This window comes from candidate division KSB1 bacterium, assembly GCA_034505495.1.
GTDB lineage: Bacteria > Zhuqueibacterota > Zhuqueibacteria > Residuimicrobiales > Krinioviventaceae > Fontimicrobium_A.
This window is the reverse complement of the sequence record JAPDQV010000017.1, coordinates 27,025-39,298: the sequence shown is the minus strand read 5'-3', so window position 1 is coordinate 39,298 and position 12,274 is coordinate 27,025. Positions and strand designations below refer to the sequence as shown.

9 protein-coding genes and 1 pseudogene are annotated in these 12,274 nt (G+C 54.3%); all 10 read right to left on the bottom strand.

Going from position 1 to position 12,274, the window contains the following annotated elements; all coding sequences use genetic code 11:
• Nucleotides 1-1,964 (bottom strand): annotated as a pseudogene (gene glgB, locus ONB24_08625) (1,4-alpha-glucan branching protein GlgB).
• Nucleotides 1,961-2,614 carry a hypothetical protein gene (locus ONB24_08620; protein MDZ7316172.1) on the bottom strand — a complete coding sequence of 218 codons (654 nt, stop codon included), beginning with the start codon at nt 2,612-2,614 and terminating at the stop codon, nt 1,961-1,963. The pseudogene glgB and the gene ONB24_08620 overlap by 4 nt, the downstream one beginning before the upstream one ends.
• A 59-nt stretch (nt 2,615-2,673) precedes the next feature.
• Nucleotides 2,674-3,624: a PmoA family protein gene (locus ONB24_08615; GenBank protein MDZ7316171.1), complete on the bottom strand. Its 951-nt coding sequence runs from the start codon at nt 3,622-3,624 to the stop codon at nt 2,674-2,676.
• A 21-nt stretch (nt 3,625-3,645) separates the two neighbouring features.
• Nucleotides 3,646-4,218 carry a macro domain-containing protein gene (locus tag ONB24_08610; GenBank protein MDZ7316170.1) on the bottom strand — a complete coding sequence of 191 codons (573 nt, stop codon included), beginning with the start codon at nt 4,216-4,218 and terminating at the stop codon, nt 3,646-3,648.
• Entirely contained in the window at nt 4,215-4,505 is a 291-nt protein-coding gene (locus ONB24_08605; protein MDZ7316169.1) for a hypothetical protein, read from the bottom strand. Before ONB24_08605 ends, ONB24_08610 begins: the two co-directional genes overlap by 4 nt.
• 83 nt (nt 4,506-4,588) lie before the next feature.
• On the bottom strand, nt 4,589-5,176 hold the full coding sequence (locus tag ONB24_08600) for a YIP1 family protein (GenBank protein MDZ7316168.1): 588 nt from the start codon (nt 5,174-5,176) through the stop codon (nt 4,589-4,591).
• A gap of 54 nt (nt 5,177-5,230) precedes the next feature.
• Nucleotides 5,231-8,656: a DNA polymerase III subunit alpha gene (locus ONB24_08595; GenBank protein MDZ7316167.1), complete on the bottom strand. Its 3,426-nt coding sequence runs from the start codon at nt 8,654-8,656 to the stop codon at nt 5,231-5,233.
• Nucleotides 8,657-8,854: 198 nt separating this feature from the next.
• A complete protein-coding gene (locus tag ONB24_08590) occupies nt 8,855-9,763 on the bottom strand; it encodes a tetratricopeptide repeat protein (protein MDZ7316166.1) in 909 nt (302 codons plus the stop codon).
• 26 nt (nt 9,764-9,789) lie between these two features.
• Entirely contained in the window at nt 9,790-11,517 is a 1,728-nt protein-coding gene (gene recN / locus ONB24_08585; protein MDZ7316165.1) for a DNA repair protein RecN, read from the bottom strand.
• A 45-nt stretch (nt 11,518-11,562) separates the two neighbouring features.
• A partial coding sequence (locus tag ONB24_08580) for a hypothetical protein (GenBank protein MDZ7316164.1) occupies nt 11,563-12,274 on the bottom strand: 712 nt, incomplete at its 5' end.

The window sequence follows — 12,274 nt, the reverse complement described above, 5'->3', positions numbered from 1 at the left end:
TTGCGCAAAAAGGAAATGACGCTGTTGTCGGCATCGGAAAAATCGATCCATTCAAAACCCTGCGGTTCAAAGTCGTATCGGTATAAAGCGGGTTCGCTGCGGTAAAGATGATTGAGATCCCGTACGAGTTTCTGCAGTTTCTGGTGCGGTTCGTACTGCAGCAGATGCCAATCGAGACTGTGCCGATAGTTCCACTCCTGCCATTGGCCGAATTCCGACCCCATAAACAGCAGCTTTTTGCCGGGATGACCGAACATAAAGCCCAGCAAAGCGCGCAGATTGGCAAATTTTTGCCAGAAATCGCCCGGCATTTTGTCCAACAGCGACCGTTTGCCGTGCACCACTTCATCATGGCTGAGCACGAGCACAAAGTTTTCATTAAAGGCGTACAGCAGCGCAAAGGTGATCATGTTCTGGTGATATTTGCGGTGCACGGGATCTTTGCTGAAATAGGTGAGAAAATCGTTCATCCACCCCATGTTCCACTTCATATTAAAGCCGAGGCCGCCTGCGTAGGTAGGCCGCGAGACCCCCGGCCAGGCGGTCGATTCTTCGGCAATCGAAAGGATGCCGGGGAAGTAATTGAAAATCAGCTCGTTGAACCGCTTGAGGAAATGGATGGCCTCGAGGTTTTCGCGGCCGCCGAATTCGTTGGGGATCCATTCGCCCGGTTTGCGCGAGTAATCGAGATAGAGCATGGAAGCCACGGCATCGACGCGAAGACCGTCGATGTGATATTTTTCCAGCCAAAAAAGCGCATTGGCGAGGAGAAAGTTGCGCACTTCGTTTCGGCCGTAGTTAAAGATCAATGTCCCCCAATCCATGTGTTCGCCTTTGCGGGGGTCGGCGTGTTCATAGAGAGCCGTACCGTCGAATCGGGCCAGGCCGTGAGCGTCCTTGGGAAAGTGCGCGGGAACCCAATCGAGGATGACGCCGATGTCGTTCTGATGGCAATAGTCGACGAAATATTGGAAATCGGTCGGCGTGCCGTAGCGCGAAGTCGGCGCGTAATAGCCGGTGACCTGATAGCCCCAGGAACCGTCGAAGGGGTGCTCCAGTACAGGCAGCAGCTCGATGTGCGTATAGCCCATCTCTTTGACGTACTCGACCAGCAGCGGCGCCAGTTCGCGGTAAGAGAGAAATCGATCCGGGTTGGACGGATCGCGGCGCCAGGAGCCGAGATGCACTTCATAGATGGATATCGGCTTGTTGAGAGGGTCGGTGGTGAAGCGCTTGTGCATCCATTCTTCGTCGTGCCATTCGTAGTTGTTGATGTCATAGACAATCGAGGCCGTAGCCGGTCTTACTTCATGATAAAAGCCGTAAGGATCCGATTTGATGTAGAAATTGCCGTGCCGGTCTTTGATCTCGTATTTATATTTTTCGCCTACGCCGATGTTGGGCACGAACAGTTCCCAGATACCGGAGCTGCCGAGCACCCGCATTTGATGCTTGCCGCCGTGCCATTGGTTGAAATCGCCGATGACGCTGACGTTGCGCGCATTGGGCGCCCAAACGGCAAAGTAGACGCCGTGCACGCCGTTAACGGTCATCGGATGCGCGCCGAGCTTTTCATAGATTTTGTGATGGTCGCCCATGCCGAACCAATAGAGATCTTCGGGCGTGAGCTGCGGCAGAAAAAAATAAGGATCATGCACATAACGTTCGTGGCCGTTATGCGCCCGCACATGGAATTGATAGAGCGGCAGTTCCTTCCAGCTCATTACCGCTTCGAAAAAGTGCTCGTTATGGACCGGCTGCATCGGCGTTTCTTTGCGCGAATCCGGCGTGCGTACCCATACCTTTTCAGCATCCGGCAGCCAGGCCCGTACGACCCATTTTTTGGCTCTGCCGATCGTCACTTGGTGCGGTCCCAAAATCTCGAAGGGATCGTGATGCAGGTTGCGGGCTATTTTTTCGACTTGTTCAGGAGTTACCGTCGGTTCATGAGCTTTCTTATTCATCGCCATTCCCTGGTTTTCGGTTTGCCGGAAAAGATCATCAATCCTACCGTAACCATCAAATCGTGTGCGTCGCCGATTTTCGTTTCCTCACCTACACGCGTTCTGACGTTAAACATGTGCTGATAGCCCAGTGCCAAATCGATCAGAGGGCCCAAACCGATATCGAACAAGGCGCCGATCTGCATGCGCGCCGCCCAAATGGTCTGGCTGTCGTGCGTGTCCATGTACGGAAAGCCGTAATAATAGTAAAGCTCCGGCAGCGTCGTAACGGCGCGATAGTTGAACAAACCGGCCATGGGTGAAAAATAGTAACGGATTTGGCCGTTCGGCTTGGCAATATGCAGACCCGCAGAGACCTGAAAAGACTCGTTGCGCGTCTGAATCAAAAAGCCGTAACCGTTCCCAAAGCCGACGGCCGAACGCTTTTCCCCGTATGACAGATAAACGACATCGAACCGCGGATTGATCCAAGGATGCCGCTTGAGGTTGTAGGTGAACTTGGCGCCCATCCCCTCGCCGACTTCGGTGACGTTGGCAAATTTGCGGTCGGGAAAGGCAAAGGTCAAATTCGGGCCGATCTGCCAGCGCCACTCGCCGGCATACGCCTTTACGGTGAGGGTGATCAGCCCTATGATAAGCATCTTTTTCATTGGTATATCCTAGTTTAATTCCGTTTCTGTAACATCGAAAGCATTGGGCAAAGTTCCGCCTAATTTTGCGCAAACAGCTTGTAACGCGCCGAAATTTCTTCGGCCGAGCGAACGCCGTCGTAGAGGATCACTCGAAATCGAAACAGGGCACTTTCGCCCTTTTTCAGCGTCAGGCGGAATGGCTTTGCGTTCGGCACGCCGCGGGCGCTTTCAAAGACGTACTGTCCCAGCGGATTGGCGGAGAACAAACCGTATGCGCGGGCATGCCAAAAGGTCGGAAAGTTGACGCTGCTCGGATGGTGCATGATGACCATGCCGACCTTCTGTCCTTCTTTCTGTCCCGCCAGGCGCACCCATTCGGCCCGTTTTCCCCAAACCGCTTTTTCGCCGATGTCGCCGTTTGAGCTGAGATATTGACCCGTCTGGTCCTCTTCGCGCAGCCAATGGGCAACGCGGACGGCAAACATTCCCTCTTTGGTATCCTCAAAAACGACGCTGTCCACAAGCGCGATCAGGCGGATCGAAAAATCAATGGCGACCTCCGAATCATCGGGAATAAAGACCATGCGCCGCTTTTCCTGCAGCAAAGGCGTCTCTTTCTTGTCGATCCAGAGCGACTCGGTGGACAAAACACCTTCTTTCCCGCCATACATCTCTTGAATGGCTGTATGAACAATGCGCGGCGGAAAAATCGTGTTGTTCCAAAAGCCGTTGCCGTTCACTTGATCGTAGGTAAAAAACAAGCCGGTTTGATGAGGGTGATCAATGGTTTCACCTTCCACCTTTTCAAACGGAAAGCCGCGCGTCACCTTGATCCCTGCAGGCGTAAAGAGCGGATAGAGGACCGGCTTGGTCAGGCTCCCTCCCCATCGATAGGACGTCAGCGGTTTGCCGTCCACCAGCACGTCGATCTGATTCTCCGCCTCGACAAATTGGACGCGGTCCGAGGCTGTGCAGGCAAGGATGTTGACCAGCAAAAAGCCCGCCCAGAAGGCATAAAGCGGTTTCATAGCGTAACCTGCAGTAATCTGTTAATTCGAAAAACTCTTTTTAAATTCACGCAACGCTTCTTTAAAGATTATCAACGCCCGTTCTCCCCACAGGCAGAGCATGACCTCCTTTACTGTTCCGGCCCGCCGCAAATAGTCGGCGATTTCGCGGATCATGATGCGGGCGCAGCGATCCATAGGGAAACCGAAAATACCGGCGCTGATTGCCGGAAAAGCGATGGATTTGACTCCCAGCTCCTCGGCTAAAGCGAGAGACGATCTCACCGCAGATGCCAGCTTTTCATCCTCTTGGCCGCTGCCGTAAATCGGCCCGACCGCATGGATCACATACTTGGCTTTCAGCATTCCCGCATGGGTATAGGCTGCGCTGCCGGTTTTAACTGGCCCGTGCGCTTTGACCCATTCATCACTCTCTTTTTGAATCACAGGCCCGCCCTTACGCGAGATGGCTGCCGCCACGCCGCCGCCGTGTTGCAGGCGTTCGTTGGCCGCATTGACGATCGCATCGACCGCCAATTTGGTAATATCGCCCTCCACGAGGGATAAACGGCGATTGCCCATAATAAGTTGAAGCTCATTTTCTTGATCACTCATAAAGACCTCTGCAGACCTTTTTGCTTTTTCAGCAAACCTTGTTTATAAAAAAACAGCACCATTTGACTTGTCGTCACTGCAATCCAAAAAACGGCAAACGGACTGCCGAGGCTTTCCTTTTGGCGGAAAAGAGCATCCAAAAGGTAATAAAGACTGACCAACGCAATAAAAGGATGAACAAAGGTGGAATAGAATCGTCCGGCATGATGCGCCACGCGGGCGGAAATGAACAGGGAAAGCAAAAAGACCAGAAGAAAAGCTGCCGCAAGGATGAGCACGGGTGTCATAAGCTTTGCTCAGAGTTTGAAATTCCTAGCTGCGGCACAAACCGCAAACTGGACTGCAGCTTTTGCAGGGCGGCCGCGGCGCTTCAAAAGACCAACGAGACGGCGATACGCTGGGTCAAAACGGCGGTGAGAATACCAGCCAAAGAGGAGATGACGGTCAAAGTCAGTGCCTTTTCTTCAGGACACTCCAAGAGAATCTGACTGCCGACGTAAAACAGATAAATGCCGTAAAGGCCCAAGATGTAAAGTCCCGAAAGTGCGGGCAATATGCTGAAAATTCCAAGCGCAAACAGCGGAATGTAGCTGTAGACGACGAGCTTGAAGGCTGCGGTTTCATCCGCTTTGCCGTAGAGCTGTTCAGCAGCGCGACTGACGACGAATGCCAAAAAGTAAACACCGATAATGGATAAAATGAAGAGGAGAGCCGCCCACAACAAACCGCTGAAAAAAGACACATGCTCATATTCGGTCAACCCTTTGCTTTGTCCGACAAAGACTTTGCCGATGAATCCCGCAGCGGCCGGTATGGCGGCAAAGTGGACCAAGGGATCGGAAAGGACATCAAAAACCGAGCGCCCGTCGTTCTTCAGGCGCTGGAAAACCTCAGTCGGATTTTGCACCAGTTCCTTGAGCTCTTGAATCAGCTTTTCGACCATCTCGTGTTCCTTCATTAACTCCCTTAAATGTAACCACTTTTGGCCTAATTTGCAAGCGCCGGTTGGGGATTATACGCCGAGCCAAACGTTCTGTCGCCCGACCATTTGCCGCAGTCGTTCCAACAGATCAAGGTCTGCCCGCACACGCAGATTTTTAGCCTTGAGCAGATAATTTCCGTTCTGCGGGGTGACCAGTTTGAAAAATAGAGGCACTTCGCCTTGATACAGGCCGAGCAGAGAGCGCATTTCGCGCAGCACATCCTCATTCAGCTGTTCGAGCTCCAAATTGAGCATGAGGCTGCGGGTAAAGCGCGGCCGGGCGTCTTCGAGCGTCAGTACCTCCTGCGCAATGATCTTGGCTTCGCCCCCTTCTTTGACGCTCACCTTTCCGCTGACGACCGCCATGCGACCATCGGCAATGGCGGCGCGGCTCTTTTCGAATACCTCGGCAAAGGCGACACATTCGGCGGCGCCGGTCAGATCCTCGATCTTGAAAAAAGCCATGGTTTGATTCTTACGGTCCAAGTGCGTCTTGAGGTCGCCGAGCATGCCGCATATCCGTACCGTGGTTTGATCCTTCAGTTCGGCAAGCTGTTCGAGCGGCACCGTGGAAAAGGCGCGGATCTCGTCGCGGTAATCGTCCAGAGGGTGACCGCTGAGATAGAAACCAAGGATTTGCTTCTCGCGCGCCAGGCGTTCCTGGATCGGCCAGTCGGCCACGACGGGCAGAGGCGGCTCGGCAATCTGGACGGGACTCTCGTCGATGGTATCGAAAATAGACCGCTGCAGCCGGTTGCTCTCGGCCTTTTTGCAGCGTTGGCCGAATTCCAGAGCCGCTTCCACGGCAGCAAAGAGTCGCGCCCGATTCGATTCCAGACTGTCCAAAGCGCCCGCTTCGATCATGCTTTCCAGCACCTTGCGGTTGAGCTGAGCCGTATCGACTCGGCGCGTCAAATCGAACAGCGACCGATAGGGGCCGTTCCTTTTTCTTTCGGCGACCAGCGCCTCGACGGCGGCAGTACCGACATTTTTAATCGCCCCCAATCCGAAGCGCAGCGCCCCTTCGGTTACCACAAAATCCCAGCCGCTCTCGTTGATGTCCGGCGGCAGAACCTTGAGCCCCATGCGCCTGCACTCCTCAAGGAATACGGTCACCCGCTCGGTGCTGCCCATTTCGCTGCTGATCGTCGCCGCCATAAACTCGGCAGGATAGTAGGTCTTGAGAAAAGCCGTCTGATAAGCGACGATCGAATAGCAGGCGGCGTGCGATTTGTTAAAGCCGTACTTGGCGAATTCGCTCATCTCCTGAAAGATCGATTCGGCGGTTTCGCGCGGGATTCCGCGCCCGACGCAGCCCTCTACAAAGATTTCGCGCTGACGCTCCATTTTGTCGATCTGCTTCTTGCCCATGACCTTGCGCAGCGTGTCGGCGCCGCCCATCGCATAGCCCGCCATATCGACCGCAATGCGCATGACTTGCTCCTGGTAGACGATGACGCCGTAGGTGTTTTTTAGAATCGGTTCCAGGAGCGGGTGTTTGTATTCGATCTTTTTTCGGCCGTATTTGCGATCAATAAAGTCGTCGATCATGTTCATCGGCCCCGGCCGGTAAAGCGCATTCATGGCGATCAGGTCTTCAATGCAGTTCGGCTTGAGCTTGCGCAGATACTCCTGCATGCCTGAACTTTCGAACTGGAAGATGCCTACGGTCTGCCCTTCGGAAAAAAGCTTGTAGACTTTGGGATCGTCCAGCGGCAACGTCTTGAGGTCAATATCGATGCCCCTCGCGCGCACCGCATCGATCGTGCGCTTGATGACCGTCAGAGTACGCAGACCGAGAAAATCCATTTTCAGCATGCCGACATCGTCCAGCACGCTCATTTCGTACTGCGTAGTGACGAACCCTTCCTTGCTTTTGTAGAGGGGGATATAATCGGTCAGGTCGCCCGGCGCGATGACGACGCCTGCGGCATGGATGGAGGCGTGGCGAGCCAAGCCCTCCAGTACCTGCGCGTGCTGAATCAGTTTACGGTGCTGATCATCCAGCTCGGCAATCTCTTTGAGCTCTTTGACGGTATCCAGCGCCTCCTGAAGGTTTTTGGCCTGCGCCGGAATCATCTTTGCGATGCGGTCGACTTCGGAATAGCTCATCTTCAATACGCGGCCGACGTCGCGCACAACGGCTCTGGCCGCCATGGTGCCGAACGTGATGATCTGACATACGCTGCCCTCGCCGTATTTTCTCTTCACGTAATCGATCACTTCGCCGCGCCGTTCATAGCAGAAATCGATGTCGATGTCCGGCATGCTGATGCGGTCCGGGTTGAGAAAGCGCTCAAAATAGAGGTCGTAGCGAATGGGATCGAGGTCGGTAATTCCGAGACAGTAGGCGGTCAAAGATCCGGCTGCCGAGCCGCGGCCGGGCCCGACCGGTATATCGTTGTTCTTGGCGTACTGAATAAAGTCCTGCGTGATCAAAAAATAGCCTTCATAGCCCATGCGGCCGATGACCGACAGCTCATATTCCAACCGCTCGACCAGCTGCGGCGTCACAGGATCATACCGCTTTTTCAGGCCTTCGAAAGCCAACTTGCGCAGGTATTCGCCCAAAGTTTTGCTGTCGTCGCCTTCGGGAATGGTGAAATTGGGCAGCTTGTATTGACCCAACGTCAGCTCCAGCTGACATTTTTCGGCGACCTCGAGTGTGTTTTCAAGCACCTCGGGATGGTCGGCAAACAGTGCCGCCATTTCATCCTGGGACTTGAAATAAAGCTCATGCGACTGATACCGCATCCGATTGGGATCGTCAAAGTCCTTGCCGGTCTGCAGACACAACAGGATGTCGTGCGCTTCCCAATGATCTTTTTCCAAGTAATGGATGTCGTTCGTTGCCACCGCTTTGACGCCGGTCTGCGCCGCCAGACGGTACATGCCTTCACGAACCGCTTCCTCTTCGGCCAGGCCGTGATTTTGAACTTCCAAATAAAAATCCTCGCCGAAAATGTCGCGGTACTTTTGCACCACTTCGAGCGCTTTGTCAAAGCCTTGATTGAGAAGCGCGTTCGCCGCTTCTCCCTTGAGGCAGGCGCTCAGCGCCACCAAGCCCTCATGATGTTTCCGCAGCAGCTCTTCGTCGATGCGCGGTTTGTAGTAAAAGCCCTCCAAATAGCCGGCCGAAACCAGTTTGATTAAATTGTGATACCCCCGCTCGTCCTTGCACAGCAGCACCAAATGGTAGGCGCGGCCCTCTTTTTTATCGCTCCCCTTATCGAAACGGCTGCCCGGCGCCACATAGACTTCGGCGCCGATGATCGGACGGATCCCTTTCTGCCGGCAGGCTTTGTAAAACTCGATGGCGCCGAACATGTTGCCGTGATCGGTCAACGCCAAGGCCGACATGTTGAACGACAGCGCCTTGTCGATCAGATCCGGAATGCGGCAGGCGCCGTCCAATAGACTGTAATGCGAGTGATTGTGAAGATGGACAAAATCCAAGAACACTCCTCTGGGTTACTGCTGACAGGTCAGTAAATCGATCAAACTTGATATGAACAACCTGCTTTCATCACTTTTCATCATCGGTTCACAGCGAAAATATCAAACAGCCTAAACTGTAAACACCTTGTCGAACCGACAATAAAAAAGGGTCACTCTGAACCGACATGACCCTTTTTATCATAGATAAAGTGCGCCCTAAATAGTCCGCAGATAACGTTGCGCGATGCCGGTGTACTCGCTGCCGGCGTAGGTATTGAGAAACTCTTGGAAAGCCTGGCGGGCCTGTTCCCGCTGTCCCATGCGGACATAGCACAGGCCGATCATCAGTTGGGCGTCATCATATTTATCGGTTGCCTCGTAGCTGAACACTTTTTGGAATTCGATCAGCGCTTTCTGATACTGTTTCAGCCCATAGTACGACTCGCCGATCCAATACTGGGCATTGTCGGCCAGAATATGATTGGGTTCCGAGGCCAAAAGTTCGCTCATAAGATCGATGCAGCCTTGGTAGTCGAACGATTCGAATTTCTGCCGCGCCGTGTTGTATTTCTCGACAAATGGACCGCTGAAACCGCGCAACGGTTCAAATCCTCCCCTTCGAACGACCCTCGTCGAGGGCTGCTCGACCAAGGGAGCTGCTGCATAGGCCGGCGCAGCCTGGCGCGCCGAAGCAATGGCCGCCTGCAGTTCGGCGATTCGCGCATTGCGGTTGTCGAGTATCCGCCTCAGACTGTCGACTTGACTGCTTCGCTTTTCCAGCAGCGCCTCGAGGCGCCGAATCTCGGCGATCAAGGCGGTGCGGGTCTTATCTTCCGCGGGCGTTGTCGGCATAGGCTGAACCTGCTGCTCCTCCAGAGAAGAGAGCAGCGCGCTCAGGTCTTCCTCGCCGCTCGGCGCCTGCTCTTCTTGAGGGGTAAAGGTTCCGACTTCCCCCTCGCCCTCCTCACCCAAAAGGGCTAACAGCTCGTCGCGAAAGGCCTCGTCCTCACTGCTCATGTCTTCCCCCGGCGCCTGAACGGCCTGCTGGGCACACACCCAGAAAAGTCCTGTTGCACAGATCACAAGAACTTTTGCTGCGGTTCGCAATGATCGCATCTTGTTCATTTCAACCTCGCATTAAGTCCTTTGGTTCAATTAGCCAAGCGGCTCAGCCGTTCTGCTTCCTGCATCAACTCGGCGGCGCTCTGCAAATGCGCTTCCGTTACCCGCTCGCCGCCGAACAAGCGCGCAATCTGTTCTCGTCGCTCTTCCTGTGACAGCTCACGAATGGTTGTGCGCACAAACAATTCATCGCTCGTCTTTTCGACGAGAAAATGATGATCGGCCATACTGGCAATCTGCGGCAAATGCGTAATGCAGATGACCTGCCGTTCTGCCGCCAATTTGCGCAGACTCACGCCGACGGCCTGGGCAATCCGCCCTGAAACACCGGAGTCGATTTCGTCAAAAACCAGTACCGGAACTTGATCTACAGCGGCCAGGCACGACTTGAGCGCAAGCATGACGCGTGAAATCTCACCGCCCGAAGCGACTTCGGCCAAAGGTTTCATCGTCTCGCCGCGGTTGGTGCGAATCATGAATTCCACCCGATCGGTGCCCTTTCCGGTTACGGCGATCTTTTTTTCACCGTTGCGGACAAACAGCCGACCGTCGGTTTCCTGCTGCGTAAAAAGCACGGAGAATTCGGCATCGGGCATGCCCAGCGCGGCAAGTTCTCTGCACACGCCGCGACTCAACGACTCTGCGGCGGCGCGCCGGTTATGTGACAGCTTGAGCGACAGTTCGCCCAACAACCGGCGCTGCTCTTCCGTTTGTGCTTCGAGCCGTGCGATCTCTTCCTGGAGATTTTCCGCTGCTCCCAATTCCGCGCGGATTCGTGCAAAATGTTCCAAAACGGCCTGCAGGGTTCCGCCGTATTTTTTTTTGAGTCCGGTCAATGCCGCCAGACGCTGCCGCACCGCTTCTAAACGGTCGTTGTCGAACAAAACCTTAGAGGCATATCTTTGCAGCATACGCGCCGCGTCGGAGATCATCACCGCCGCATTTTCGCATTCTCCGGCTATTTCCTGAAACGCTGCGTCGATTTCGCTCAGCTCGGCCAGATTCTTGGCGGCGGCGCTCAGAACCTCTACTGCTGCGCCGTCCTTCTCATAAAGCTCGCCGTACCACTTCAGGGCCGCTTCTTGAAGCCGTTCCGCGTTGCGCAAAATCTTTTCTTCCCGCAACAGCTCCTCTTCTTCTTCCAAAGAGGGATTGACGGCGGCTATCTCATTGTACTGAAAATGCAGTAGATCGCGCGACCGCTCGATCTCCCGTTGTTTAGCTATCAGTTCATCGAGCTTGGCCAAGCTTTCCTTCAGCGCCTGGAAAGCAGCCCGGGTCTCGGCGAGCAGATCTTCATGTCGGGCATAGGCATCCAAATAGTCGATGTGTCGCGAGGGCTGAAGCAGCAGCTGGTGTTCGTGTTGACCGTGCATATCGATCATCAAATCCCCCAGCTTGATCAGCACCGGCAGGGGTACGGGAGTATCGTTGATAAAGCTGCGGCTGCGGCCGGTATCGTTAAGCTCACGCCTAATGATCAGCTCACCCTCCCCAATGTCGATTTCGTTTTCCGCCAAGAGTTCGCGAATCTCCTGGGTCGGCGCGATGCGAAAAACCGCTTCGAACACCGCACGGTTCTCGCCGCTGCGTATCTTGTCTTTCGACGGCGATTCTCCCAAAACCGCCGCCAAAGCATCCAACAAAATGGACTTGCCCGCCCCCGTCTCGCCGGTAATAATGTTCAGACCCTCTCCGAAACAGATCTGCTGTTCGTCAATGAGAATATAGTTTTTTACGTACAGGCTTGCAAGCATTTTGTTGCAAAATTCATATTTTTTTCAACGATCCTTTACGGCTGCTTAACGCCGTATAAGTGCAACCTTGCCCGCCTTGACGGCGCCTTCGCGGGTTGTGACAAGAAAAATATAGATGCCGTCGGCAACGTCCTCCCCCTGGTCGTTTTTACCGTCCCAAGCCACGCGGGCTCCCAAGACTTGGCTTTGCGGAATGGTCCGAATCAAATAGCCGTCCGTTGTGAAAATGCGGACGCTCGAATTCACGGCCAGGCGATCGATATAAAACTTTGCTCCCGGCTGATCAATGATAAAGGGATTCGGGTAACCGTAGACCGCCTCCAAATTGGCGGCGGGCCTTGTAAAGGGTGTTTCCAAAATCGACAAGCCGTTGGTTGTGCCGATGTACATTTCACCGGTGGCGTCGTTGAGGGCAAAGCAGGTCACGACATCCGCGGTCAACGGGCTGGTGGAAGTGGAATAGTGCGTCCAACTATAGTTGTCGGCGTCCAGAACGCTCAAACCGCCGCCGGTGCCGATCCATTTGTTGTTGCGCGGATCGACGAACAGGGAAAGGATATTGTCGTTGATGACATTATACCGGATACCCACCTTGCCGCCGAACCAATAATGAAGTCCCATCAAAGTACCGATCCACATGGTACCGTCCAGGTCGCAGACAACGGCTCGTACGGCGTTGCTTTCCAAACCGTCCTCGACCGCCAGATAGCCTGACAGGTCATCGTCGCTTTTGTCGAAAGGCGTCTTATTGTCGTCG